21 protein-coding genes are annotated in these 26,493 nt (G+C 39.0%); 8 read left to right on the forward strand and 13 right to left on the reverse strand.

The features are described from left to right. Positions 1–31 precede the first annotated feature (31 nt). Positions 32–1,813: a hypothetical protein gene (locus IM793_RS19695; protein ID WP_193424311.1), complete on the reverse strand. Its 1,782-nt coding sequence runs from the start codon at positions 1,811–1,813 to the stop codon at positions 32–34. Between the two features lie 297 nt (positions 1,814–2,110). Between IM793_RS19695 and IM793_RS19700 the strand changes: the two genes are divergently transcribed. After that, positions 2,111–3,124: a zinc-binding alcohol dehydrogenase family protein gene (locus IM793_RS19700; RefSeq protein WP_193424312.1), complete on the forward strand. Its 1,014-nt coding sequence runs from the start codon at positions 2,111–2,113 to the stop codon at positions 3,122–3,124. Between the two features lie 66 nt (positions 3,125–3,190). On the opposite strand, the gene IM793_RS19705 is transcribed toward IM793_RS19700, so the two are convergent. After that, entirely contained in the window at positions 3,191–3,580 is a 390-nt protein-coding gene (locus IM793_RS19705) for a response regulator transcription factor (protein ID WP_025144721.1), read from the reverse strand. A 43-nt stretch (positions 3,581–3,623) separates the two neighbouring features. Beyond that, positions 3,624–4,388 carry a DeoR/GlpR family DNA-binding transcription regulator gene (locus tag IM793_RS19710; RefSeq protein WP_025144720.1) on the reverse strand — a complete coding sequence of 255 codons (765 nt, stop codon included), beginning with the start codon at positions 4,386–4,388 and terminating at the stop codon, positions 3,624–3,626. A 158-nt stretch (positions 4,389–4,546) separates the two neighbouring features. Between IM793_RS19710 and IM793_RS19715 the strand changes: the two genes are divergently transcribed. The 5 genes from IM793_RS19715 to IM793_RS19735 all read left to right on the forward strand — a co-directional run bounded on the left by IM793_RS19715 (position 4,547) and on the right by IM793_RS19735 (position 11,189). Then, complete coding sequence (locus IM793_RS19715) at positions 4,547–6,142, forward strand: glycerol-3-phosphate dehydrogenase/oxidase (RefSeq protein ID WP_193424313.1); 1,596 nt, start codon at positions 4,547–4,549, stop codon at positions 6,140–6,142. 14 nt (positions 6,143–6,156) lie between these two features. Beyond that, the gene (glpK, locus tag IM793_RS19720) at positions 6,157–7,647 is read left to right on the forward strand and encodes a glycerol kinase GlpK (protein ID WP_193424314.1); all 1,491 of its coding nucleotides are present in this window, start codon (positions 6,157–6,159) and stop codon (positions 7,645–7,647) included. A gap of 225 nt (positions 7,648–7,872) precedes the next feature. Next, on the forward strand, positions 7,873–8,613 hold the full coding sequence (locus tag IM793_RS19725; protein ID WP_193424316.1) for an MIP/aquaporin family protein: 741 nt from the start codon (positions 7,873–7,875) through the stop codon (positions 8,611–8,613). Between the two features lie 457 nt (positions 8,614–9,070). Beyond that, a complete protein-coding gene (locus tag IM793_RS19730; protein WP_193424318.1) occupies positions 9,071–9,748 on the forward strand; it encodes a 3'-5' exonuclease in 678 nt (225 codons plus the stop codon). Then, positions 9,738–11,189: a DUF294 nucleotidyltransferase-like domain-containing protein gene (locus IM793_RS19735; RefSeq protein WP_193424320.1), complete on the forward strand. Its 1,452-nt coding sequence runs from the start codon at positions 9,738–9,740 to the stop codon at positions 11,187–11,189. The genes IM793_RS19730 and IM793_RS19735 overlap by 11 nt, the downstream gene beginning before the upstream one ends. Positions 11,190–11,565: 376 nt before the next feature. Here IM793_RS19735 and rplT read toward each other — a convergent pair whose 3' ends face one another. The 10 genes from rplT to IM793_RS19785 form a co-directional block, all read right to left on the reverse strand. Continuing rightward, positions 11,566–11,910 carry a 50S ribosomal protein L20 gene (gene rplT, locus IM793_RS19740; protein ID WP_025144714.1) on the reverse strand — a complete coding sequence of 115 codons (345 nt, stop codon included), beginning with the start codon at positions 11,908–11,910 and terminating at the stop codon, positions 11,566–11,568. A gap of 75 nt (positions 11,911–11,985) precedes the next feature. Further along, positions 11,986–12,186 (reverse strand): 50S ribosomal protein L35, encoded by a 201-nt coding sequence (rpmI, locus tag IM793_RS19745; protein WP_108198956.1) that lies wholly within the window; start codon positions 12,184–12,186, stop codon positions 11,986–11,988. 29 nt (positions 12,187–12,215) lie between these two features. Continuing rightward, positions 12,216–12,785, reverse strand: coding sequence for a translation initiation factor IF-3 (gene infC / locus IM793_RS19750; RefSeq protein ID WP_056872808.1), 570 nt, complete (start codon positions 12,783–12,785; stop codon positions 12,216–12,218). Between the two features lie 17 nt (positions 12,786–12,802). Continuing rightward, positions 12,803–14,728, reverse strand: a complete 1,926-nt coding sequence (thrS, locus tag IM793_RS19755; RefSeq protein WP_193424322.1) for a threonine--tRNA ligase — start codon at positions 14,726–14,728, stop codon at positions 12,803–12,805. Between the two features lie 116 nt (positions 14,729–14,844). Continuing rightward, positions 14,845–15,339: a hypothetical protein gene (locus IM793_RS19760; RefSeq protein WP_193424324.1), complete on the reverse strand. Its 495-nt coding sequence runs from the start codon at positions 15,337–15,339 to the stop codon at positions 14,845–14,847. A 95-nt stretch (positions 15,340–15,434) separates the two neighbouring features. Next, positions 15,435–16,517, reverse strand: a complete 1,083-nt coding sequence (locus tag IM793_RS19765; RefSeq protein ID WP_193424326.1) for an acyltransferase — start codon at positions 16,515–16,517, stop codon at positions 15,435–15,437. A gap of 197 nt (positions 16,518–16,714) precedes the next feature. After that, complete coding sequence (locus tag IM793_RS19770) at positions 16,715–17,608, reverse strand: hypothetical protein (protein WP_193424328.1); 894 nt, start codon at positions 17,606–17,608, stop codon at positions 16,715–16,717. 421 nt (positions 17,609–18,029) lie between these two features. After that, complete coding sequence (locus IM793_RS19775) at positions 18,030–18,767, reverse strand: (Fe-S)-binding protein (RefSeq protein ID WP_193424330.1); 738 nt, start codon at positions 18,765–18,767, stop codon at positions 18,030–18,032. Positions 18,768–18,791: 24 nt separating this feature from the next. Then, positions 18,792–20,099, reverse strand: coding sequence for an MFS transporter (locus IM793_RS19780; protein WP_193424332.1), 1,308 nt, complete (start codon positions 20,097–20,099; stop codon positions 18,792–18,794). 131 nt (positions 20,100–20,230) lie between these two features. Continuing rightward, positions 20,231–22,123: an ATP-dependent DNA helicase RecQ gene (locus IM793_RS19785; protein WP_193424334.1), complete on the reverse strand. Its 1,893-nt coding sequence runs from the start codon at positions 22,121–22,123 to the stop codon at positions 20,231–20,233. 116 nt (positions 22,124–22,239) lie between these two features. Between IM793_RS19785 and IM793_RS19790 the strand changes: the two genes are divergently transcribed. Beyond that, positions 22,240–23,208, forward strand: a complete 969-nt coding sequence (locus IM793_RS19790; RefSeq protein WP_193424336.1) for a YhcG family protein — start codon at positions 22,240–22,242, stop codon at positions 23,206–23,208. A gap of 14 nt (positions 23,209–23,222) precedes the next feature. Next, the gene (locus IM793_RS19795; protein ID WP_193424338.1) at positions 23,223–26,450 is read left to right on the forward strand and encodes an amidohydrolase family protein; all 3,228 of its coding nucleotides are present in this window, start codon (positions 23,223–23,225) and stop codon (positions 26,448–26,450) included. Positions 26,451–26,493 lie beyond the last annotated feature (43 nt).

The following is a 26,493-nucleotide window of genomic DNA, read 5'->3' on the forward strand; positions in this document are numbered from 1 at the left end:
ATATAGATAAAAGTATTACCGATCTTTTTTCTTAGCCAACAATCAGTGTATCTAGTTTATTTTTCGAACTTGCCAACTGTTCATATAATTGCTTAAACTCATCAGAAGCATGATCTGCCATTTCGCTAAAGAGTTTTTTATAATAATTGATTCCTTCCGACAGCTGCTGTTTAAAACCATTTAACTGTTTCATTTTTTTATCGCTGAAATGCTGCAACTGTTGTTTAATATCTTCCTGAAGGTAATCGATATAGAGGTTAAGTTCTTTGATAAAAACATGCGGCCGCTCTACCTGCTCCAAGAGGTTAATTTTACCATAAATATGCCCAACCATCTCATCAAATGAGTATACATCGGAGAAATAGGCCAGGTTTGGCCCAGGACAGATGGCCACCGCCTTATTTTCTTTGGGTTTAAGGATATTGTATTTCAGGTAAGTGGAAGAACAAAGTCCTTCGCAAAGACATACTTTTCCGGTAACCTCGTTAAATTGCTTTTCGTATTCTTCAGCAGTCAGTCCGGCTGTTTTAAGGCTCTTGATCTTTAAGTGCTGATATTCACGCGATGCGGTGCAAATGGCCTCTTCGGTAAATTCGGTATTGTTGCAGAGGTATTTCTTGGTACATGGACTTCCGGGCCGGCCCTTTTCAATCCGCTCGGTCCGCTGCTGTTCTATGGTGCTGTTCTTAAAATTATTAAAACGGATCCCCAGTGGAGAGGCATTGCTTAAATAAAAATCCTGTGCTGTTGCGCCGGTAAGCTGTAATAAGGTATCTGCATCTACATTGGTCACTTCCGGCACCAATAAAAAAGGACTTCCCCAGCCTGTGGCATCAAGATGGTAATGTTGCAACAAAAATTTATGTTCTGCCGCGGTTCCGATTCCGCCTTGCACCGTGATCTTTTGTTTAAGTTCCTTTTCGACTGGAATCCCCTTTTGCATCAATGCAAGCTTATACATTTCAAAAAGTTCGCGACACATATCGATTTTTTTAGTTTTAAATTCCTCCAGAATCGGTCCCAGCAGATAGCCTTCTGTGGCAAATGCATGGCCACCACAGTTTAACCCGGATTCGATCCTGAACTCTGATACCCATAATCCTTTTTTGGCCAAAAATTTGGCCTGGATCAAAGCTGACCTGAAATCACTTACTTTTAAGATAATCCTCTTTTTTAATGAAGCATTTTCGCCTGGAAAAAAGTCGGCAAAATGCTCCATATAGCTGTATAATTTGGGGTTCATTCCTGCGGAAAGTACTACTGAGGCATTGAGTTTACTTTCTGCAAAACCACGTAAAGCCGCTAGTGCATCCGTATTACCATCACCAGTGTATTCGCCATTAACATAGTTCATTTTATCCACCTTGGCCATAATGTTAACATCAATATTGCCCATACGCATCGCATTTTTCAGTACGGATTGAAAGCTTTGTTTGGTTTCCCCTTCAGGATATTCCATCATCAGTTCGTAACCATGCTTTAATTTTGAGTGATCCGGTAAAAGTTCGAAATAGCGACAGATATCATTCCCCTCGGTAAAATTCTGTTGTTTTAAAGCTTTGAAATCCTGGTTAATGCAATCAGATAAAAAGTTGAGGTATGCGGTAATGCGTCGGCTACGGCTATCGGTTTCACCTTTAGCAATCGACTCGAAATCCACAGATCTGTTTTGTGAATGATAAGCACGCATTCGCTCCACCAGTTCATCGTCAACAATAGAGAGTACGGAAGAAATGCCATACCTGGCAACTTTTAATGGAGTATCAATAGAGTAACCCAGGCCTAAAACGGGAATATGAAAGGAGTGTAACATGGTGTTTTTTGATGTAAAATGCCCCCCGATATGCGAAGGATCAAATAATTTCTACAGCAAAACTACCTTGCTTTAATGGATGCAGTGATGATAAGGCTCAAACCAAAAAATGAGCGCGATCACTTTTTGGTTAATGCTTGTTAATGCATCCTGTTAATACTTCACCTCACAAATGAGCTTCTATGACTTTAAGGATCATTTCCTTTTGCGATTAAAAAAAACCGACGTTTTACAAAACTATATCAGTTTATATTTGCTATACAAAAACAATATCTTTAACTAAATAATTAATCAGCAATGAAAGCCATAGGATTTAAAACCTCACTCCCAATAAGCGAAAACGAAAGTTTTATCACATTTGAAACACCTGTTCTGCAACCAGAAGGACGCGACCTGCTCGTAAAAATAAAGGCCATCAGCATAAATCCGGTTGATTTTAAAATCCGCCAGAACAGCGCGAAAGACATGGTACTGGATACACCCAAAGTAATTGGCTGGGATGCTGTTGGCACAGTTGAAGCCGTTGGCGCAGGCGTTACCTTTTTTAAAGCCGGAGACGAAGTGTATTATGCCGGAGATTTAACGCGAAGCGGCTCAAACACCGAATACCAGTTGATTGATGAACGTATTGTAGGTTTAAAACCTACAACATTAACTGTCGCCGAAGCAGCCGCCCTGCCGTTAACAGCGCTTACCGCCTGGGAATCACTGTACGACCGCATCCGCATCAGTGAGCAAAAAGATAAAGGAAAAAGCATCCTGATTATTGGTGGTGCAGGCGGCGTTGGCTCCATTGCCATACAACTGGCGAAGAAAATAAGTGGCTTAAAAGTGATTACGACGGCCTCACGACCAGAAACAAAAGATTGGTGTAAATCCATGGGGGCCGATGTAGTGGTAAATCATAAAAACCTGGTTGAAGAAGTACGTGCAGCAGGTTTTAAGGAAGTGGATTTTATACTCGATTTTGTAGACCTGAATAGTTATTGGGATGACCTGGTTGAGTTGATTAAACCGCAGGGCCATATTGTATCGATAACAGGCTCGGCCAATCCAATTGCACTAAACAAATTAAAAAACAAAAGTGTTACCTTTTCGTGGGAGCTGATGTACACACGCTCCATGTATCAAACTGATGATATGGAACAGCAACATCACATTTTAAATGAACTGGCTAAGTTATTGAACAATGGCACACTTAAAACTACCTTAAATCAAACCTTGAAGGGATTTACGGTAGAAAACTTAAAAGAAGCCCACCGTTTATTGGAAAGTGGCAAAACTATTGGTAAAGTGGTAATCGAATACTAGAAAAATCTTAGTCAAAAAAAGAGAGAAGCTTAACCGGCTTCTCTCTTTTTTTATGTTTTGTTTCGGTTAAACTTTGGTCCGGTTTTCTGAACTTCTTTTCAACTGCGCATTAATGCGTTCCAAAACGTCGTAAATATCGAAAGGTTTGCTGATGTAATCATCCGCAAATGCATCAATCGCTTTTTGCTCGCTATTATTCTGTGCAGACATTACAATAATCGGAATGTGTTTGGTAAAAATATCCGTTTTTAAATCTTCGCAGATTTCTGCTCCGTTTCCATCTGGTAACATTACATCTAATAAGAAAAGATCAGGCATTGCATCCTGGATATTTTTCTTCAGCTCTGCAAAAGATGAGGAAAGCTGTAATTCAAAACCCTCTTCCTTTAGCAGGATTTCAATCACGTTTCTGATCTCCTGATCGTCTTCTAAAATGTGTATTCGTTTTTTTTCCATGTTCAAATTATATGTTTGGGATGTACCGTTCGCGTGGAACGCGCTACACGATAGTTACAGTAACACCCAAGCCCTCTAAATGTTTTACAATTTGTTCAGAAATTCCTTTATCTGTGATAATATGGTCAATTTCTTCTAATCCGCATATCTTTCCAAAACCTCTTTTACCAAATTTGGTAGAATCGGCCAGTACAATTGTTTTTTGTGAAGCACCAATCATTTTGCGGTTTAAATGCGCCTCCATAGCATTCGTGGTGGTTAATCCGAAATCCAGATCAATGCCATCTACCCCTAAAAACAATTTGTTGAAATAAAAATCCTGTAAAACCTGTTCGGCATAAGCGCCCATTACTGAGGAAGAACTTTTTCTCAGCAGCCCACCCAGTTGGATCACTTCGATACTCGGCTCGCGCATCAATTCCAAAGCCACATTTAATGCAGACGTAACCACGGTTAAGTTTGTTGCCGGTGCAATGTTCTTCGCAAAATAAAGCACTGTGGTACCCGATGCAATCACAATAGAATCGTTATCGTTCAGCAATGCTGCTGCAGCTATCCCGATTTTATTCTTCTCGGTAGATTGTATTTTCTCTTTCTCATTAACCGGACGATCTACCGTATATGGATTGTTTACGGTTGCACCTCCATGTGTTCTAAATAGAAGGCTCTTATCTTCAAGTAGTTTTAAGTCCTTTCTTATTGTTACCGACGACACTTTCAGTTCCTTACATAAATCAACCACATTGATGTACTGATCACGTTGCAGGCGACTTAAAATAAACTGGTGCCTCTCAGCCAAATTCATCATAATATATTTAATTAGCGTGCTGCAAATTAGTAATAAAAACATGCTTTAAAATATTTTATACAAATATTTAATAAATTTTTAACGTACATATTATATTATTTCGCTTACTATTTCTTATAATTGCGAATTGTTTCGTTTTATTACTTTTATATATAAAAATGAAAAGATTACATCAGCCGCTGGTAGCAGAAAACATAAATTGGGACTTGATCATCATTGGTGGCGGGGCAACGGGCTTGGGCACAGCGCTTGATGCGGCCAGCCGTGGTTACAAAACCTTATTGGTAGAACAGGCTGATTATGCAAAAGGAACATCCAGCCGGAGCACAAAACTGGTGCACGGAGGTGTACGCTACCTGGCCCAGGGAGATATTGGACTGGTAAGGCATGCCCTTAAAGAACGTGGATTATTACAACAGAACGCTAAACATTTAGTACATAAAGAAGCGTTCCTGATCCCATGCTACGATTGGTTTTCCATTATAAAATATTTAACCGGACTTACCCTGTACGATTGGCTGGCAGGAAAATACAGTTTCGGAAAATCCAAATTTTTCTCTAAAAAAGAAACCTTAAGTATGATGCCTGGCATCAAAGAGAAGGGGTTAAAAGGAAGCATCAGGTATTATGACGGAAAGTTTGATGATGCGCGTTTAGCGATCAATATTGCTCAAACAGCCATTGAGAAAGGCGCTACATTATTAAATTATACCAAAGTAATCGGTTTATTAAAAAATGGCGAAACCGTTGCGGGAATTGAAACAGAAGATACCATTACAGGCTTAAAAGCACAGTTTAAAGGCAAAGTAGTGATTAATGCCACAGGTGTTTTTGTAGATGATATCCTGCACATGAACAATCCCGATTCAAAAAAGATGGTTCGCCCAAGTCAGGGTATGCATGTGGTATTGGAAAAAAGCTTTTTAAACAGCAAATCGGCCTTAATGATCCCGAAAACTTCTGATGGGCGCGTATTGTTTGCGGTTCCCTGGCATAATCATTTGCTTGTGGGCACAACGGATACCCCATTAAATGAACACAGCCTTGAGCCACGGGCTTTAAAAGAAGAGGTAGATTTTATTATGAGTACTGCGGCAAGCTATTTTAACCGCATGCCCCTTGAAAAAGATATCTTAAGCGTGTTCTCTGGTTTACGACCATTGGCCGCCCCTACCAATGGTGATGGAAATAGTACCAAAGAAATTAGCAGGGATCATAAACTGATTGTTTCCGCAAAGGGATTAATTACCATAACCGGTGGAAAATGGACCACCTACCGCCGCATGGCTGAAGAAACGGTTGATTTGGCCATTACTCATGCAGGTTTAGAACCGAAAGCATGTGTAACTGAAAATCTCAGTATCCATGGAAGCCAAATGATTAAAGAAGATCATCATTTATCGATATATGGCTCAGACCGAGATAAAATTGAGACATTAATTAAACAAAATCCAAGCCTCAATCAGCAGTTACATCCATCTTTTCCTTTTGTAGAAGCCGAAGTAGTTTGGTCGGCACGAAACGAAATGGCAGAAACCGTAGAGGATATTTTAAGCAGAAGGCTTAGGATATTATTTATTGATGCACAGGCTGCGAAGGATATGGCGCCACGGGTAGCCTCCCTCCTGGCCAAAGAACTATCGGCAGATGAAAACTGGGAGGCCGGTCAAATTGAAACTTTTAACAAATTAGCAGATGGTTATATTTATCATTATTCAGCACCTGAAATAGCTGAATCAGCTTTAGCCCGCTAACCAAATTCTTAATTATGAGCAGATACATCTTGTCTATCGATCAGGGAACCACAAGTTCGAGAGCCATTATTTTTAACCACGACGGTGAAATTGTTGCCATAGCGCAAAAAGAATTCACGCAGATTTATCCGAAAGCCGGATGGGTGGAGCATGATCCAATGGAAATATGGTCGACACAATTAGCCGTTGTTACCGAAGTAATTGTAAAAGCCAGTCTAACTGTACACGATATTTCCGCCATAGGCATTACCAATCAGCGCGAAACCACAGTGGTTTGGGATAAAGAAACCGGAATGCCCATTTATAATGCCATAGTTTGGCAAGACAGGCGTACTTCTGCCTATTGCGACGAAGTTAAAGCCAAAGGTCTGGCGGGTCAAATCCAGGAGAAAACAGGCCTCATTATCGATGCTTATTTTTCTGCAACCAAAGCCCGGTGGATTTTGGAAAATGTAGAAGGAGCACGCGAAAAGGCTGAAGCAGGAAAACTGGCTTTCGGCACCATAGACACCTGGTTGATCTGGAAATTGACAGCAGGCGAAAAACATGTTACCGATGTAACCAACGCCTCACGTACCATGCTTTATAATATACATACCCTTAACTGGGATGAAGAACTGCTCGAATTATTTTCCATTCCAAAAGCAATGCTGCCGGAGGTAAAATCATCAAGCGAGGTTTATGGCGAAACTGCCGGAAGAATACTGGCAGCTAAAATTCCAATTGCAGGTATAGCAGGCGATCAGCAATCGGCACTTTTTGGTCAGATGTGTACCGAAATCGGCATGGTAAAAAACACGTATGGCACAGGTTGTTTCATGCTGATGAATATAGGAGAAAAGCCAAAAATTTCTGCCAACAATCTCTTAACCACCATTGCCTGGCAAATTAACGGCCAGGTTAATTATGCACTTGAAGGAAGTATTTTTATAGGCGGTGCGGTTGTGCAATGGCTTAGGGACGAAATGGGCTTTATTTCAAGGTCTGCAGATGTAGAAACCCTCGCCAAAAAGGTAAAAGATACCGATGGTGTATATGTAGTGCCCGCTTTTGCAGGCTTGGGTGCTCCACACTGGGATCAGCATGCCCGCGGAACTATAACAGGATTAACCAGAGGCACAAACAAATCGCATATTGCAAGGGCAGCCCTGGAAAGTATTGCCTATCAAACCATGGATGTTTTGAAAGCTATGGAGGCCGATGCAGGCGTAAATATTGCCGAACTCCGCGTAGATGGCGGTGCTACGGCCAACGATTTATTAATGCAGTTTCAGGCCGATCTGTTAAACTGTAAAGTAATCAGACCAGATGTAACAGAGGTTACTGCTATTGGTGCTGCATATCTGGCCGGATTGGCTATCGGTTTCTGGGAAAGTATCGATCAGATCCGTTCGCAATGGAAAATTAACAGAACCTTTGTTGCTGAGGAAGGAATTGATAACAGCGAAAGAATAAAAGGCTGGAACAGGGCTGTAAAAGCGGCCAGGGTAAATGCAGAGGGCTAATAAATAACTGTTATCGAGGCTGTAACATAAATTGTAATTCAATCGATTTTGTCACATTGAACCTGTCGAAACGTCTTGTAAGACATTTAAAGCAGGTCCTTCGACAAACTCAGGAGGACAATTCTATATTTATGAGACAGCATCTTTGCCTTATATAACTCGATGCTTATTACAGATTGCGTTAATTGAACTATAAATTAATTACAAATCGCTTAAAATTTTATAATGAATGTATATCTCTCAGAGTTTATTGGTACAGCACTAATGATTCTTTTAGGAAATGGTGTAGTAGCTAACGTAGTACTTAAAGGTACTAAAGGCAATAACAGTGGCTGGATTGTGATTACAACGGCTTGGGCACTTGCCGTATTTGTAGGAGTTGTTGTTGCCGGCCCGTATAGCGGAGCACACTTAAATCCAGTTGTAACCCTCGGACTTGCTATTGGAAAAGGCTTTAGCTGGGCATTGGTTCCATTTTACATCATGGCACAGTTAGCTGGCGCAATGACAGGATCTTTTATGGTTTGGCTCATTTACAAAGACCATTTCGATGCCACTGATGATCAGGGTTTAAAGGCCGCTCCTTTTGCCACCTCCCCTGCCATCAGAAATGTCTCCTCAAACTTGTTATCAGAAATTATCGGCACTTTCGTTTTAATATTTGTGATTTTTTATTTTACAGATGCCAGTATGGGTACGAAAGAAACCGTTACCACTCCTATTGGCTTAGGCTCAATTGGCGCAATGCCGGTAGCATTTTTAGTATGGGTAATTGGTTTGGGTTTAGGAGGAACAACTGGATATGCCATAAATCCCGCAAGAGATTTAGGACCACGGATTGTTCACTTTTTAATCCCAATGAAAGGAAAAGGAAGTAGCGACTGGAGTTATGCCTGGATACCAATTGTTGGTCCGATAATAGGCTCCGTATTAGCCGCACTAGCGTTTTTACTGATTAGTAAATAATGGCATTTGAATTAGTTGTGTAGTCAGATGTTACCATCTGACTATAAACAAATCTAGATCCATTAACCAAAAACTAGAATTAAAGAATTTCAGTTCCAAAACTTATTTGGTGTCAGATGGTAACATCTGACATCACGAATAAGTAATTAGTTCTTTCATAAGAAATTAAACAAATCGCAAGTTCAGGGACAATAAAAATAGGAAAATCGTCATCTCGACTGAAGCGCAGCGAAATGGAGAGATCTATCTAAACAGAGTTAGTTTCGCAGAGCCTTCGGGTTCCCGACTGCGTTGCTCTTCGCTCGAAATGTCGCCCCTAAAGACCAAATAGTGCCTTTCAAATATTTCCCATTAATTATAAATCGCCTTTATTGAAAGGATGCGTGAATAATTATAGTTTATGTCCTTAAATAATTACCTTTGAAATAGATCAATCTTATACGCTAACCATTCAAAATTGCAAGCATACTTCCTCGTCGTTGATACCGAAACTTCAGGCCTGCCTAAAAATTGGACGGCACCTTATTCTAAAGAAAAGAACTGGCCCCATATTGTCCAAATTGCCTGGATTATTTATGATCAATCCTATCAGGAAATTAAACGGGAGAATCACTACATTAAAAATACCGGTTTCACCATTGATAAGGCTGCATTAAAAATCCATAAAATTACCCCTGAATACCTGGATAAGCACGGTGAAAACAGAGAGAAAGTAATGTTGAAGTTTTCTGAAGATATAAAACAATATAAACCTTTAGTGATCGGACACTTTATTGAACTTGATTATCACATGGTAAATGTTGAATTATACCGCATCGGAAAAGAAAACACATTTAAAAACCTGACATTTTTCTGTACGATGAAGGCAAGCGCGCCCTATATTACCAATACGGTGATCAGTCATTTAAAACTGGATAAATTTTATACCGTTTTATTTAATGAAGTACCCGAAAATATCCATAATGCTTTATCTGATACGATAAACACAGCAAGGATTTTCTTTCATCTTCTAAAAACAGGAAAAATTAGCTTAACTTCAGTGTACCATCAGGAACATACTTTTAACCTGGAGAAGAAAAAGGAAAAAGAATTTTCGTTTAAAAGAATTTTACAGGGACTTTTTAATGGAAGATAAACTAGCTGATCAAATTTATACCGCCCGTATTGGAGACATTACTTTCAAAAAGATAGTGAGTTGCAGTCCTGGCACACCTATTTTTGAAGCTGCAATTAAAATGTCTGAACAGAAAACCAGCTGCCTATTTATTAAAAATGATCAGGACGCTTATCTGGGCTTCGTAACCGATATTACTTTAAGAGATAACGTAATTGCCAGACAACTGAATGCAAATTTGCCAATTGACGAAGTAATGGACACAGACATTGTCACCATAACTCCTGATGCCTATGTTTATGAGGCGATATTGATGATGTTCAGCAAAAAATCGCGCTATTTATTGGTCAACGATAATGGTAATTACGTAGGTTTTCTAAGCAGGAATCGCCTGTTAAGCGAGCAGGCAGAATCTCCGTTAGTTTTTATCCAATCGGTAAAATCGGCCGTAAATACCAGCGATTTAAAACTAAAATGGCAGAAAGTACCAGGCATAGTTTCTCAGCTACTGACCAGAGGTGTGCATTCGAAAATTGTAAACGAGGTTATTACCACTATTGCCGATACCATTTCCTTTAAAATTATTGAGGAGGTAATTGCCAAATTAGGACCACCACCTGCAAAATTTGTATTTATGGTTTTGGGTAGCGAAGGGAGAAAAGAGCTTAGCCTAAAAACCGATCAGGACAATGCCATTATTTACGAAGATACCGGAGAAGACAATAGAGCAGCGGTGCGTACTTATTTTCTAGACTTTGCTACCCAGGTATCTGATAAATTAAATTTTGTGGGTTTTGTATATTGCGATGGTGATTATATGGCCACCAACCCTAACTGGACGCATTCACTCTCGCACTGGAAGTATAATTACAAAAACTGGATAGAAGAGGCTTTACCTGAGGCTGCTGTAAAATTTGCCGCATTTTTCGATTGCAGGGCAATTTACGGCGATTTAGCTATTATGGAAAGTCTAAGGTCTTTTGTTGATGAGGAGCTACAAAAACCTATCGAAAAATTCTACGTATACCTGGCAAAAAATGCCTTACTCTACGAGCCGCCCCTCACTTATTTTAGAAATATTAGAACGCAAAAAATCCATAAAAAAGAAGTCTTTGATATTAAAACAGCCATGACCCCTATTGTAGACTTAGCCAGGGTTTATGCTTTACAGAACAGGATTTTTCAGAAAGAAAATACCGGCGAGCGTTTAAAGGCTTTAAAAGAACTGGGTGTTTTTAGCGAAAAACAATTTACCGAACTTTCGCAATCGTACTATTACCTGATGGGTTTAAGATTAAAACACCAGGCTAGTCTCATTATCAATGACCAGGCTGCTCCCAATAACTTTATTGAAATTGATAGCTTGACTAAAATTGAAAAAGTAACACTGATTGAAATCTTTAAAATTATCCTCAATTTTCAAAGCGGAATCAGAATGAGATTTACGAATAGTTTGGGTTAAGCGTTTTCAGACTTACGAGGTCTGATAGGCAATGTACAAATAGACCTCGTAAGTCTATCCATAAGTCTCCATCATTTCGAGCGGAGTACAACAAAGTCGAGAACCCAAGGGCTCTGCGAAGCAAAATCTATTTTGATAGGTCTCTCCATTCCATTGCGCTCATTCGATAGCTATCGGATCGAGATGACGACCGCTTTAGGATAAATCCATCATATTTAACTACTTTCAGTAGCTATCATTCCATTATTCGCGTTGCAAGACTTACGAGGTCTGATGGGCATAGTGCTTGCAGACCTCGTAAGTCTGTTTAACAAAAAAAGGTTCCGATTTGCATCGGAACCTTTTTTAAATATGATCATCGCCTAAGCGAAAATTTCTATTTTACTGCATCAATTACAGCTTTGAAAGCTTCTGGGTGATTCATTGCTAAATCAGCCAATACTTTACGGTTTAAACCGATTTCTTTTGAAGCTAGTTTACCGATCAATTGAGAGTAAGAAATACCGTGTTGACGTGCACCAGCGTTGATACGTTGGATCCACAATCCGCGGAATTCTCTTTTCTTAACTTTACGGTCACGGTATGCATATTGCAAACCTTTTTCTACTGTGTTTTTAGCAACAGTATAAACCTTACTTCTTGCTCCCCAATAACCTTTGGCTAAATTAAGGATCTTTTTTCTTCTTCTTCTCGAAGCTACTGCGTTTACCGAACGTGGCATGTTGTTGTTGTTTTTTGGTAAGCGGCGTTCCGTTTAACCGAAAGCTTAAAGCCTGATACCTGGTGAATTAATAAATTACTTTCCGATGCAAAGCATACGTTTAACGTTACCCATATCAGCATCAGATACGATACTTGTTTGACCTAAGGCACGTTTACGTTTAGTGCTCATCTTTGTTAAGATGTGACTTTTGTATGCGTTGTTTCTTTTGATTTTACCTGTTCCAGTAAGCGAAAAACGCTTTTTAGCACTGGAATTGGTTTTCATTTTTGGCATAACCTGTTTTTTAATTTATAAACCTATTTTTATTTTTTTGCTACTTTAGGCGCAACTGTAAGGAACATACGTTTACCTTCTAACTTAGGTAATAACTCTACTTTTCCTACATCTTCTAAAGCCTGGGCAAATTTTAATAATAAAATCTCTCCCTGCTCCTTGTAAACAATTGCTCTACCTTTAAAATGCACATAAGCCCTAACTTTCTCACCGTTCTCTAAAAAGCTTACTGCATGCTTTAATTTAAACTGGAAATCGTGGTCGTTGGTGTTAGGACCAAAACGAATCTCCTTAATTACAGTTTGTTTCGCATTAGATTTAATTTCTTTCTGCTTTTTCTTTTGCTCGTAAACAAATTTACTGTAATCAATAATTCTACAAACTGGCGGTACGGCATTCGGAGATATTTCTACCAAATCCAATTCCAGTTCATCAGCAAGTGCCAAAGCTTTTGCCAAAGGATAAATCCCCGGTTCAACATTATCGCCAGCTAAACGCACTTCGGGCGATTTAATATACTGATTAATGTTATGCTCTGCTTCTTTTTTCTTAAAAGGCGGACGTGGTCCCCTGTTAAATCCTGGTCTTCCTAATGCCAAATTTGTACTATTTTAATTTAAACTGTTATTTCTTTTCTTAATAAATTGTTGAACTCTTCCAACGTCATTTCGCCTAAATCTCCCTCAACATGTTTACGGACAGAAACTTTTCCTTCTGCCATTTCTTTATCACCGATAATGAGCATGTATGGGATCTTTTTAACTTCCGAATCGCGTATTTTGCGACCGATTTTCTCATCACGAAAGTCAATCAGCCCGCGAATATCGGAATTATTTAGTTCATCTAAAACTTTTTTTGCATATTCTTCATATTTTTCTGAAATAGGAAGAATAATAAATTGCTCCGGACTTAACCATAACGGGAAGTTTCCGGCACAATGTTCGATTAAAACGGCAATAAATCTTTCTAATGAACCAAATGGCGCACGGTGAATCATTACCGGTCTGTGCTTCTGGTTATCGCTACCAGTATATTCCAATTCGAAACGCTCTGGCAGATTGTAATCAACCTGGATAGTACCCAATTGCCATTTTCTACCTAAAGCATCTTTTACCATAAAATCCAGCTTAGGGCCATAGAACGCAGCTTCGCCATATTCTACAACAGTATTTAAGCCTTTTTCTGCAGCTGCTTCGATAATTGCATTTTCAGATAGTCTCCAGTTCTCGTCAGAACCAATGTATTTCGATTTATTATCAGGATCTCTTAACGAAATTTGAGCAGTATAACTTTCAAAACCTAATGATTTAAATACATAAAGCACTAAATCGATTACTTTTTTAAACTCTTCTTTAACCTGCTCTGGCATGCAGAATAAGTGTGCATCATCTTGAGTAAAGCCACGTACACGGGTTAAACCATGTAATTCGCCACTTTGTTCATAACGGTAAACTGTACCAAACTCAGCAAAACGAACCGGAAGATCTTTGTAAGAACGCGGTTTTGTTTTGTAAATCTCACAGTGGTGCGGGCAGTTCATCGGTTTTAAGAAGAACTCCTCTCCTTCCTGCGGCGTTTTAATTGGCTGGAACGAATCTTTACCATATTTCTCCCAGTGTCCGGAAGTTACATATAAGTTTTTATGACCAATATGTGGAGTAACAACCTGTTCGTAACCTGCTTTAGCCTGTGCTTTGGTTAAAAAGTTAACCAAACGTTCGCGCAAAGCAGTTCCTTTAGGCAACCATAAAGGTAAGCCCATCCCTACTTTTTCAGAGAAAGCAAACAATTCCAGCTCTTTTCCTAATTTACGGTGATCGCGTTTTTTTGCTTCCTCAATCATCAAAAGATATTCAGTAAGCTCGCTCGCCTTAGGGAAAGTTACCCCATAAATACGGGTTAACTGTTTTTTAGTTTCATCACCTCGCCAGTAAGCGCCAGCCACATTCATCAGTTTTACTGCTTTTACAAAACCAGTATTCGGAATATGCGGACCGCGGCATAAATCAGTAAATGAACCCTGGGTATAGAAAGTAATTTTACCATCCTCAAGGCCATCAATTAAGTCTAATTTATACTCATCGCCTTTTTCGGTGAAGTATTTTACCGCATCAGCCTTACTTACACTTTCGCGCACAAAAGTTTCCTTTTGTTTAGCCAGTTCGATCATTTTGGTTTCAATGGCTTTGAAATCATCCGAAGAAAATTCGCGGTCGCCAAAGTCTACATCATAATAGAAACCAGTTTCAATTGCCGGACCGATACCAAATTTAGTGCCTGGATAAAGTGCTTCTAAAGCCTCAGCCATTAAGTGGGCTGATGAATGCCAAAAAGTTGATTTCCCGGCAGTATCATTCCAGGTTAACAATTTCACTGATGAATCAGATTCGATTGGTCTTGTTGAATCCCAAACCTCGCCATTAACCTCAGCGGCTAATACGTTACGGGCTAAGCCCTCAGAAATTGACAATGCGATTTGATGGGCAGAAGTGCCCTTTTCGTACTGACGGACAGAACCGTCAGGTAAAGTAATGTTAATCATCTACAACTATGATTTAAAGTTTGAATTAAAAGTTTTAAAGATCACTTACAATGTGATTTTATTTTGTGCAAAGGTACGAAATTTATCCTGCTATTTAAACAGAGTGTCTTAAAATTCTACTTTGGCTGAAGCCCTACTTCGTTGAGGAATGTTTTCTGTATTGCCAATACGCGGTCAGGGTAAGCGTTGAGTTCTTCATACTTAACCATCAGCTGATCATGTAGTTTTTTCTTTTCGTCAGTCGTTTTTGCCTGCAGCATTTCCTTTGCCTTTTTCCCATAATCGTTTATAGCGGTTAGGTAGGCTACAACCTCTTCATTAAACTTTTTGGCTGCTTTACTGGGTTTCAAATCTACAATATCAGCAAGTTCCATTTTTGAATTATTGACCAGGTTTTCTGCTTTATGCGACAAGGAAATAGAATCCGGGAATCCTTTGATATAAACTTTCGAAGTATCTTTAAAAACGCTGTCCGCTTCATCGATTTGCCTCATCTGACGCAAAAAAATTGAAGTTACTTTTTCATTATAGGCATAGTCACTGGTTGATGATGTGCAACTGAACAGCAGCATTAAAGAAAGGAAAAGCAAAACAGGTTTAAAAGATTTCATATTTTGTTATCGTTTAATTTTTATTTAAGTATTTACTACCGCCTTGGTTCATCTCTCAACAGCCTTGGTTCGTGTCTCCGTAACTAATCATAACATTAAAGCAAAAGTTTGGTTTTCAAATATTTACGCAATGGAATATCTACAAACCTCATAATGAGATAAGCCAGCACGATTAAAATCAATACCGAAACAGGAATAACTACCCATAAGGTTGGCATTGCAGGTTTAGCCACGGCCACATAAGTTAAAAATACCCAAACAAATGGATAATGCGTCATATACAAGGGATATGATATTTCACCAGAAAGTTTGCAGATATTTTTTGAAGCAGGATTTAGTGCTGCCCCGGCGCCTAATGCAACCAAAAACGGAAAGTAAAACAATACAATGATCGGCTCGGTAATCCAGTTATAAGCATCCCTATAAGGAAAAAGGAAGGCTATAAGCAAGAGGATTATCATACCCAGGAAACCAAGTTTATTTTTAATGATCCAATTGAAACGGTAAACCAGCATTCCGGCTGTAAATGAGTACAGTACTCTTGCTCCTCCATCCCAAAAGTTTTGTCCGCCCCAGCCACCACCTAAATTGCCGTTGGGAACCTTTACACCTATATAAATAAGGCTTGCCGCCCCAACTAATGCAAAAGCAGTCAATACTTTTTTATTTAGTTTGTAAAGCACGAGGATGTAAAAGATATTAGCAATATATTCCCAAAAAAGTGACCATGCCGGTGCATTTAAACAGAATAGATTGGTATAACGCTCTGGCATCACCGGATAAGGAATCAGGAAAGCTGAAGTTAAAAATAACAAAGCCGTTTTACCGAAGCCATAAATACTATAAAAATCGCTAAAAGGATCGAATAAAAAGGTTAACAAACCTAAAATAGAGCCAATCACGACCAGGGGATGCAAACGGATCAGTCTTAACTTAAAAAACTGCAACAGTCCGATATTTTCTGCTCGTGTATCGTAAGCGTATGCAATTACAAAACCCGATAAACAGAAAAAGAAATCAACCGCCAAAAAACCGTGGGAAAGAAAATTCTTATTGTAATCGGTAATGGCGATTTCCATAAAGTGATAAATTACCACTACAATGGCAGCTATGCCTCTCAATCCGTCTAAAATTTCGAAATGTGGCCGGGTTGCTAATAAGTTTGTTTTGTTCTCCACTGTAATCAATTTGGCTAATTATATCTTATTCCAATAATAGCTATTCTCCATCTAGATGCAAAAACTAAAGAGAAGCCTTTCAAAAATGATACAAAAAAGCCCTGAAAACTGATATTTTCAAGGCTTTATAATAAGACTTCAGAAGTTAGCCTTCAGGCTGGCCGAAAGCACAAATTTCGGAAGTCTTGCAGAATGAATTAATTCATTCCAAATGCTCTTCTCTGACCACCGCCAGGTCTGTTCTGCCTAAAACGTTTCATCATATTTTCCATTTTAGTTTTGTATTCTTCATCGGTGATCAATTTTGCTTTTTTAGGTGCAGTTACATCTTTTGTGCTCACATTTCTATACTCAATACTTTTAGCAATTGAACTGTTACCTCTACCTTCGATAGCTAAAACGGCACCTTCTGTCCACATATTTGGGTTTGGAGAAAAATCAAAACCTAAATCTTTTGTATACCAGATTTTAGTTTCTTCAACAACATTTTTATCCATATCCAATATCTTGATCGCTCGTGTAGATCTTACAATCGCCTGATGACAAGTAAAACCGATAATCTGTTTTGTCGAATCTGTTTTCACCACTTCTATTTTTGGTGCCGGAGAAGCTTGCGCCTTCGTGGTATCTCTGGCGTTGCCACCACCCATCCTCATCGAACCAATCGGACCAGAAGTAGATAAGGTTAATTTACTCGGCATGTAATAAGTGGTATCGTTTAAATCGAAAACCTCTGTCAGACCTTTATCAGCGAAAGTATAGTAATACTCGCGGTTGCCGCCACCACCACCAAAACGCATCATCATACGGCCCATTCCGCCACCACCGCCACCTGCACCATTGCTGTCTTCCGTTTCTTCAACAGGCATATAACTGGCGTTTGTAGCCGTAAATAATAACTCGAAATTGGTTTTGCTAGACGAAGGCATTCTGGCTTTCATCTGGTCGGTTAGCTGTATACCGCTGGCTGATGCCATCGCCGCCGGATCGATGGTGTTTTCGAATTGTATTGCTCCGGAGGTCTTTTTTTGCGCATTTGCAACGCTTGCAATCGACATGACTCCTAATAAAGCGATGAATATTTTTTTCATTTTGATGATTTTGTTTTGTTCTTTAGATAAGAAATCCTGTAAAAGGTTTAACAAAGGTATTGCTGATTGTAACGTAAAGTTTGTTAAATGTGTTAAAATCAATGGCTGAATAGGGTGTTTAAAGGAAGATGTAATTTGTTTTTTACAATAGAGCTTGTTTTTGAAAAGCAATTGCAGTGGTTTTGATATGAGCCCTAATAAAAACCGTAAAATGCAAATTAATTTGGGCGTTCCCTAAGCTGCGCAAAGGTCGGGCTTTTCAGGGCTGCGCTGCGCTCCGGTACCGATGAAGGATCGGTACTGAACCCTTACAATCCCTAACGCGGATTTATCGCGCAAAACCATTCTCCTCGGTATGTGTCCCACAGACAATGGAATAAGAGTTAAACCTCGCAGGTTTTAAAAACCTGCGAGGTTTAAATTAGTATTCTGTACTTTCCAACCAGCCATTACATAATACATCGGCTATATGCATGGTTTTAATCGCCAGATTATTTTTATCAATATAACCCTGAAGATGTAAAAGGCAGGATAAATCGGTAGAAATAATATAATCAGCTTGTTGTGCTAAGGCGTGGTTAACTTTTTGCTCGGCCATTGCAGATGAAATGGCATCAAACTTTACGGCAAAAGTACCTCCGAAACCACAGCACATATCGTTATCTTCCATCTCGATCATTTCTAAACCGTGCACTTTTGAAAGCAACTGGCGGGGTTCATCTTTAATTTTACATTCGCGTAATGCGCTACAAGAATCATGATAAACGGCTTTGCCTTCTAACTCTGCACCGAAATAATCCTTTTTAGCTACATTTACCAGGAAATCAGAAAGTTCCCAAATATTCGATTGTAAGTTACGGCATTTGTTATGTACAATGGTATTGGTAAAAAGATCGTTAAATCCACCTTTCACCATCCCTACACAAGATGCCGATGGGGCCACCACATAGGTATTTTCGTTAAAATCGTTCAGAAATTTTGTACCCACTTCTTTAGCTTCATCCCAATAACCCGCATTGTATGCCGGCTGACCACAGCAGGTTTGTTTCGAGTTGTATTCTACTTTACATCCTGACTTTTCTAATAACCTTAGCGTATTAAAAGCGGTTTCGGGATATAACTGGTCTACAAAACAGGGAACAAACAATTCTACTTTCATCAACAAATTCTTTAGTCTGCAAACTTACAATTTTGCGGTTTCATTGCGCTCGATTTTTTTCAGGAATACTAAAAACACCAATCCCACTATAAAAAATGATGCCAAAGCGATGATGGATTGGCGCATATTGTGTGTTAAACCCTCAATAAATGCAAAACTAAACAGGCCAATTACGATTGCCAATTTCTCTGTGGCATCGTAAAAACTAAAAAATGAAGCGGTGTCGGTTGTGTTTTCCGGAATATGTTTAGAATAAGTAGAACGTGATAAAGATTGTATTCCGCCCATAATCAGGCCGACAATGGCGGCCAGGGCATAAAATTGAGTAGAATTAATTATAAAATAGCCATAAATACAGCAACCTACCCAAACCAAAACTACAATTATTAAAACATTAATGTTACCCATTTTTTTGGCTAAAAGCGACATCATCCATGCGCCTAAGATTGCCACCAATTGAATGATTAAGATAACGGCAATTAAACTGCCCGATTCCATTTTTAAAACCTTGGCTCCGAAACCCGCAGCAGCAAGCATAATGGTTTGTACACCCATCGAATAGAAAAAGAAGGCAATTAAATAAGTTTTTAAAAACTTCATTTGCCTTAATTGATTCCACACTTTTGCAAATTCACCGAAACTGCTTTTAATAATCCCCTTGTTTACAGCGCCTGGATTAGGCACATCTTTTGGCAACGCCTTAAAAGGAATCTGAGCGAATAAAAACCACCAGATACCAACCAACAAAAATGATATTTGAGCCGGCAATGATTTATCCGTAATTCCAAATAATTCGGGTTTTAGCACAAAAACAAAACAGATTAACTGCAATATCACGCTACCAACATAGCCGTATGAAAATCCCTGGGCACTTACTTTATCCTGGTTATCGGTTGAAGCAATTATGGGCAGATAGGCATTGTTAAACATTACACCGCCCACATAACCCATTGCAGCCAACACAAAGCAAATAATTCCGGCTTCTAAAGTTTCCAGTTTGAAGAAAAATAAACCCATGCAGGCGAAAGATCCGACATAGGTAAACAATTTCATGAAGAACTTCTTTTTGCCTTTCGCATCCGCATAGGAAGATAGTACCGGCAACAAAACCACCATTAATAAGTAAGCGAAAGCAAGCGCATAATTAGAAAGAACGGTATTAATAAAGGTCTTACCAAAAAAAGTTACTTCGTCACCATGCGCTTTTGTTGTAGTAATTGCAACATAGTAAACAGGAAAAATGGTCGAGGTAATTACTAAATTATAGGCAGAATTTGCCCAATCGAAGAAAGCCCAGGAGCGTATGGTTTTCTTATTATCTTTTTCTATCATTTGTTTTTCGCTTCTCGGAAGACTAAACTGATTGTTTGGATACCACTGATTAAATAGTTCATTACAAAACTAATATTTTATTGCTAACTTGATAGGCATTTTTCTCCCATCTCCCATCTCCCATCTCCCATCTAAAGATAATAATTCTTCCCATCAGTTTTAATCTTACCTGCATCTAATAACTCTCTGATGGCATCAATTCTTTCAGCTTCAGTACCATTTTTAATGTTGGTAACTAAGTCATCGAGACTTAAAGGCTGTTGTTGTAGTAAGGAAACAATTTCGAATTCGATTTCCTCCCCCATTTGATTTTGGTTTTCGGCTCTTTTTTCAGCTAAGCAAACATCGCAAACACCACATTTTGTAGCATGATGTTCATCAAAATAATTCAGCAACTGAACACTTCTGCACAAATTAGACGAAGCGTAAGCCACCACCGCATTAATCTGCTTGTGTAAGATCTCTTTTCTCAGCCCGAGGTATTTCACATCGAGGTCAAAATGATCCATATCAACTCTTGGTCTAACATATTGTAACTGTGGCTGATCGGTCTGTTGAATATATGTAAGCAATTCAATAGCCTGCAGCTTATTCAATAAGCCGATAATATCTTGATAAGACAGGCCTGTTTTTTTGGCTAAATCGCCTTCATTAATTTTAACAAAACCATCGAAAGCACCTCCATGCGAACGCAAAATCGTCTTTATAATCCCATCGTAAGCCTTATTTTCAATCTGAAAACGATAAATATCTTCATGACTGGCAATAAACATTATTCTCGATGGTAAAAAAACACTTTCAGATAAGGTTAAATAACCATCATGCTCTAAAAATTTCAATGCAGAAATTGTCTTTAAAACACTGATATTAAATCGCTTACAAAAATCAGCTATATCGAAAGCAAGGGTTAGCCCTTCGCCGGCACCAAATGCAAGTTGAAAATAGTTGCCAAGATAGTGATAGGTTTTTCGGATTTCGTCAGGAGATGGAAAACTATCAAGGTACCTGGACTCAAGCCCCAAAACATCAGACTGATTGGCTAAAAGAACCGCATAACTTCGCTTTTCGTCTCGTCCGGCCCTACCTGCTTCCTGGTAGTAGGCCTCTAAACTTTCAGGTAAATCTAAATGCACCACAAAACGAACATCTGCTTTATCTATGCCCATCCCGAAGGCATTTGTAGCAACCATAATACGCGTTTTGTTGTTTTTCCACTCCTCCTGTTTTAAGAAGCGTGAATCACGTTCTAATCCTGCATGGTAAAAATCGGCTTTAATCTGATTCCTATTGATAAAATTGGCAACCTCGGCAGTTTCTCTCCGGTTACGGACATAAACTAAACCTGTACCTTTTACCTTTTGGCAAATATCGATCAGCTTTTTGTACTTATCTTCGTTACCGAAAACCACATAGCTTAAATTGTCTCTCGCAAAACTTTTCACAAAAACCTGTGGGTCTTTCATTTCCAGTTTTTCTACGATATCTTTTCGAACAAAAGAGGTAGCAGTTGCTGTAAGTGCCAAAACCGGAACATCAGGCAAAATTTCGCGGAGTTTGGCAATCTGTTGGTACGGCGGACGAAAATCGTAGCCCCATTGCGAAATACAATGCGCCTCGTCTACCGCAATCAGGTTCACATTCATGTAGGAAATACGAACACGCACTAAATCAGACAATAAACGCTCCGGAGATAGATACAGGAATTTAATTTTACCATAAATACAGTTATCAAGAAGAATATCGATTTCCCGTTTTCCCATACCAGCGTAAATGGCAATGGCTTCAATGCCTTTCGATTTAAGGTTTTCTACCTGATCCTTCATCAAGGCAATTAGGGGAGAAACGACAATGCAGATTCCTTCTTTAACCAAGGCAGGAACCTGAAAACAGATTGATTTGCCACCACCCGTAGGCAATAGCGCTAAACTGTCATTTCCTTCTAAAACAGAAGCAATAATATCTTCCTGTAAAGGTCTAAAAGCCTGGTGTCCCCAATATTTTTGTAAAATCTCTATTGCTGTCATAAATCGGCAGTATCAAAACTATACATTTAATCCAAAATCACCACTTATTATTGTTGGAAATTGAAAAAAATCATCTTTAGAAAAGATTATTAACTTTGCTAAATAAGAAGGATTAAATGTTAGAAACGCAGTTTGCAGATATTGTCAGCTTAATTAAAAATGCCCGGGCAGTGGCATTGAAAACTGTTAATTCTACATTAATAAACCTATATTGGAATATTGGTGAGTATATACACAACAGAGTTAAAAACGCCGAATGGGGACAATCAGTTGTAAAGCAACTAGCAGAATTTTTATCAAAGAATGAACCTGATTTAAAAGGTTTTTCGGATAAAAACCTTTGGCGGATGAAACAGTTTTATGAAAGCTATAGAGATTATCCAAAACTCTCAACACTGCTGAGAGAAATTAGCTGGACTCACAATCTGATTATTCTTTCTAGGTTAAAATCAATTGAGGAAAAAGAATTCTATTTAAAACTTTGTCTAAAAGAAAAATATAGTAAGAGAGAGCTTGAAAGACAGATATCTGCTAGTCATTACGAAAGATCTATAATGGGAAATACAAAACTCTCACCAGTGGTGAGAGTTTTACAAAACGAGATTGAAACCATATTCAAAGATACTTATGTATTTGAATTGCTTAATCTTTCCGAACCTCACAGCGAAAACGATCTGCAGAAAAATTTAGTTTTAGAAATGAAAAATTTCATCCTTGAACTTGGGAAAGATTTCTTATTTATTAGTGAAGAATATAAAATACAGGTCGGGAATAGCGATTTCTATATTGATCTTCTTTTTTACCATCGTGGCTTACAATGTTTAGTTGCATTTGAATTAAAGGTAGATAAATTTAAGCCCGAACATTTAGGTCAGTTAAATTTCTATTTGGAAGCTTTAGATAGAGATGTTAAAAAGTTAAATGAAAACCCAAGTATTGGTATTCTCCTCTGCAAAGATAAAGATAACGAAGTGGTAGAATATGCATTGAGCCGAAGTCTCTCTCCCACTTTAGTCGCAGAATACAAAACACAGCTTCCCGATAAAAAAATACTTCAAAGAAAAATACACGAATTATTCAAATAACCATCCAATATATAATGAAACACCTCTATTTTTTATCCGCTCTTTCGTTATTATTTTTCAGTTCTTATGCCCAGGAAAAGAAATGGGACATTGAAAAGTACCAGGGCACTACAAAAAATTTCACCCTAAATACGGATGAAGGTACCTGGATGAATCTTGATGTAAGCGCCGACGGACAGGAAATTGTTTTTGATTTACTGGGTGATATCTACGTAATGCCCATTAGCGGTGGAGTAGCTAAACTGATCAGCGGAGGTATTGCATGGGATGTACAACCAAGGTTCAGCCCTAACGGGAAGTACATTTCTTATACAAGCGATAAGAGTGGAGGCGATAATATCTGGATCATGAACCGTGATGGTTCCGGCAAAAAGCAGGTTACCAAAGAGAGTTTCAGGTTATTGAATAATGCCACCTGGATGCCCAACAGCGAATATCTGGTGGCTAGAAAACACTTCACGGCCAGCCGATCGTTAGGTGCCGGCGAAATGTGGATGTATAATATCAATGGTGGCGACGGTGTGCAGTTAACCAAACGTAAAAATGATCAGCAGGATGCTGGTGAGCCCAACGTTTCGCCCGACGGAAGATATCTTTATTTTAGCGAAGATGTGAGCCCTGGTCCAAATTTCGAATACAGTAAAGATCCTAACGGGATTATTTATGCCATCCGTCAGCTTGATTTAACGACAGGTAAATTAATTACCTTAATTGATGAGCAAGGAGGTGCTTGTCGTCCGCAGGTTTCTCCCGATGGAAATTTAATTGCTTTTGTAAAACGGGTAAGGTTAAAATCTACTTTATATGTTCAGAATATTAAAACGGGCGAAGAGTGGCCAGTAAATGAAGATTTATCCCACGATCAGCAGGAAACATGGGCGATTTTTGGCGTTTATCCGAATTTCGCCTGGACTCCGGATAGCAAAAGCATCATTTACTATGCTAAAGGCAAAATCAGGAAAACCGAAATAGGTACATTGATCAATAGTACCATTCCTTTCCAGGCCAATACCATTCAAACGGTACAACAGGCTTTACATTTTGAGCAGCAGGTTTTCAGCAACGAGTTTTCGGCTAAAATGTTGAGGCAACTTACAACCTCACCTGATGGAAAAACCATCGTTTTTAATGCAGCAGGATACCTATACAAACAAGAATTACCGATAGGAAAACCAGAAAGATTAACAAATGGTTTGGATTTCGAATTCGAACCGGCTTTTAGTCCGGATGGAAAATATGTGGTTTATACTACCTGGAGCGATGAATTGCGTGGAGCAATAAAAAGAACCGATTTCAAATCAGGTAAAACTATCACCCTGAGCGATGAAAAAGGTTTTTATTACTCTCCTCAATATTCAACCAAAGGTGATAAAATTGTTTTCAGAAAAGGAAGTGGAAATGATGTTTTAGGTTATAATTATGGCCGTGGAACGGGAATTTTCATGATGCAGGCCAATGGTGGCGCTAAAACTTTGATTTCGGATAACGGCATCCGTCCACAGTTTAATAATACTGATACCCGTATTTATTTCCAAAGTTATGCAGATGGTAAAAAGGCATTGAAAAGCATCGATTTAAACGGCGCTAACGAAAGAACACACTTTACTTCACAATATGCCAATCAGTTCGTCATCAGTCCTGACAATAAGTGGGTGGCCTTTAACGAATTATTTAAAGTTTACATCACACCGATGATCAATATTGGTACAGCGCAAGATGCATCGGCAGGTAATAGTGCTATTCCGGTTACAAAAGTGACTACCGACGGTGGAACATACATTCAATGGAGCAACGATAGTAAAAGCTTGCATTGGACATTAGGACCGAAATATTTCACCATTGATGTAAACAGTGCTTTCAATTTTGATGGCACTACACCTAAAACAGAAGCTTCATCTATCGATATCAATCTGGTTTTAAAAGCTGATGTTCCTACCGGAATTATGGCTTTAAAAGGTGCCAGAATCATTTCAATGAAAGGTGATGAAGTAATTGAAAACGGAACCATTCTTACCGATGGAAATAAAATTACGGCAATCGGAAAATCAGATGCGGTAAACATCCCTGCCAATGCAAAAGTAATTGATGTTAATGGCAAAACCATTATGCCTGGCATTGTTGATGTGCATGCCCACTTGCGAACCAGTCCGGATGGCATAACACCACAGAACGATTGGAGTTATATGGCTAATTTAGCTTTTGGTGTAACCACTTCACACGATCCATCAAGCAATACCGAAATGGTTTTTAGCCAAAGTGAAATGCTTAAAGCAGGCAGAATGGTTGGTCCGAGGGTTTACTCTACAGGCTCCATTTTATATGGTGCCGATGGTGATTTTAAGGTTGTGATTAACAGCTTAGACGATGCCTTGGCCAATTTACGCAGGTTAAAAGCTGTTGGTGCTTTTTCGGTGAAATCATACAATCAGCCAAGAAGAGAGCAGCGTCAACAGATTTTAGAAGCCGCACGACAGCTAAAAATGGAAGTTGTACCCGAAGGAGGTTCTACTTTTTTCACCAATATGAATATGGTTGCCGACGGGCATACCGGAATTGAGCACAGTATCCCGGTGTTACCGATTTATAAAGATGTAACCACGCTTTGGAACAATACCGAAGTGGGCTACACCCCCACACTGATTGTAGCCTATGGCGGCCAATGGGGTGAAAATTATTGGTACGATAGAACCAACGTTTGGGAAAACGAAAAATTGATGACTTACACACCACGATCCATTGTAGACGCAAGGGCAAGACGGAGGACCACATCCGAATACAGTGATTATAATCACATTGGTATTGCAAAAGCGACCAAACAGATTGCCGATGGTGGTACAAAGGTTAACCTTGGCGCACACGGGCAAATCCAGGGTTTAGGGGCACATTGGGAATTGTGGATGTTGGTTCAAGGAGGCTTTAGTCCGCTGCAGGCCATTAGGGTGGCAACATTAAATGGCGCTAGCTATTTGGGCATGAACAAAGAAATTGGTTCATTAGAGGTAGGTAAACTGGCAGATATGGTGATTATGGATGCTAACCCTTTGGATGACATTAGAAATTCGGAAAAAATCAAATATGTGATGATCAATGGCCGCCTTTATGATAGTGCTACCTTAAATGAAGTAGGTACAAGAGAAAAACTTCGTGGCAAATTGTGGTTCGAGAATATCAGGGGAAATGGCTACATCATTCCAAATGGAGAATCAGAAACCTGGACTTTTACCGTTCCGCACTGTGATTAAAACTAAACCCGTAAATTTCGGAAACATTTTTTGACCATATAAG

This window comes from Pedobacter sp. MR2016-19 (assembly GCF_014947265.1).
Taxonomy (GTDB): Bacteria; Bacteroidota; Bacteroidia; order Sphingobacteriales; family Sphingobacteriaceae; genus Pedobacter.

Excerpts from the sequence above, each read along its gene's own strand:
- IM793_RS19780 (WP_193424332.1), bottom strand. The coding sequence starts at position 20,099 with ATGATAGAAAAAGATAATAAGAAAACCATACGCTCCTGGGCTTTCTTC.
- IM793_RS19700 (WP_193424312.1), top strand. The coding sequence starts at position 2,111 with ATGAAAGCCATAGGATTTAAAACCTCACTCCCAATAAGCGAAAACGAA.
- rpmI (WP_108198956.1), bottom strand. The coding sequence starts at position 12,186 with ATGCCAAAAATGAAAACCAATTCCAGTGCTAAAAAGCGTTTTTCGCTT.
- IM793_RS19695 (WP_193424311.1), bottom strand. The coding sequence starts at position 1,813 with ATGTTACACTCCTTTCATATTCCCGTTTTAGGCCTGGGTTACTCTATT.
- glpK (WP_193424314.1), top strand. The coding sequence starts at position 6,157 with ATGAGCAGATACATCTTGTCTATCGATCAGGGAACCACAAGTTCGAGA.
- IM793_RS19760 (WP_193424324.1), bottom strand. The coding sequence starts at position 15,339 with ATGAAATCTTTTAAACCTGTTTTGCTTTTCCTTTCTTTAATGCTGCTG.
- IM793_RS19725 (WP_193424316.1), top strand. The coding sequence starts at position 7,873 with ATGAATGTATATCTCTCAGAGTTTATTGGTACAGCACTAATGATTCTT.
- IM793_RS19790 (WP_193424336.1), top strand. The coding sequence starts at position 22,240 with ATGTTAGAAACGCAGTTTGCAGATATTGTCAGCTTAATTAAAAATGCC.
- IM793_RS19705 (WP_025144721.1), bottom strand. The coding sequence starts at position 3,580 with ATGGAAAAAAAACGAATACACATTTTAGAAGACGATCAGGAGATCAGA.
- IM793_RS19715 (WP_193424313.1), top strand. The coding sequence starts at position 4,547 with ATGAAAAGATTACATCAGCCGCTGGTAGCAGAAAACATAAATTGGGAC.
- IM793_RS19785 (WP_193424334.1), bottom strand. The coding sequence starts at position 22,123 with ATGACAGCAATAGAGATTTTACAAAAATATTGGGGACACCAGGCTTTT.
- IM793_RS19775 (WP_193424330.1), bottom strand. The coding sequence starts at position 18,767 with ATGAAAGTAGAATTGTTTGTTCCCTGTTTTGTAGACCAGTTATATCCC.
- IM793_RS19710 (WP_025144720.1), bottom strand. The coding sequence starts at position 4,388 with ATGATGAATTTGGCTGAGAGGCACCAGTTTATTTTAAGTCGCCTGCAA.
- IM793_RS19770 (WP_193424328.1), bottom strand. The coding sequence starts at position 17,608 with ATGAAAAAAATATTCATCGCTTTATTAGGAGTCATGTCGATTGCAAGC.
- rplT (WP_025144714.1), bottom strand. The coding sequence starts at position 11,910 with ATGCCACGTTCGGTAAACGCAGTAGCTTCGAGAAGAAGAAGAAAAAAG.
- thrS (WP_193424322.1), bottom strand. The coding sequence starts at position 14,728 with ATGATTAACATTACTTTACCTGACGGTTCTGTCCGTCAGTACGAAAAG.
- IM793_RS19795 (WP_193424338.1), top strand. The coding sequence starts at position 23,223 with ATGAAACACCTCTATTTTTTATCCGCTCTTTCGTTATTATTTTTCAGT.
- IM793_RS19735 (WP_193424320.1), top strand. The coding sequence starts at position 9,738 with ATGGAAGATAAACTAGCTGATCAAATTTATACCGCCCGTATTGGAGAC.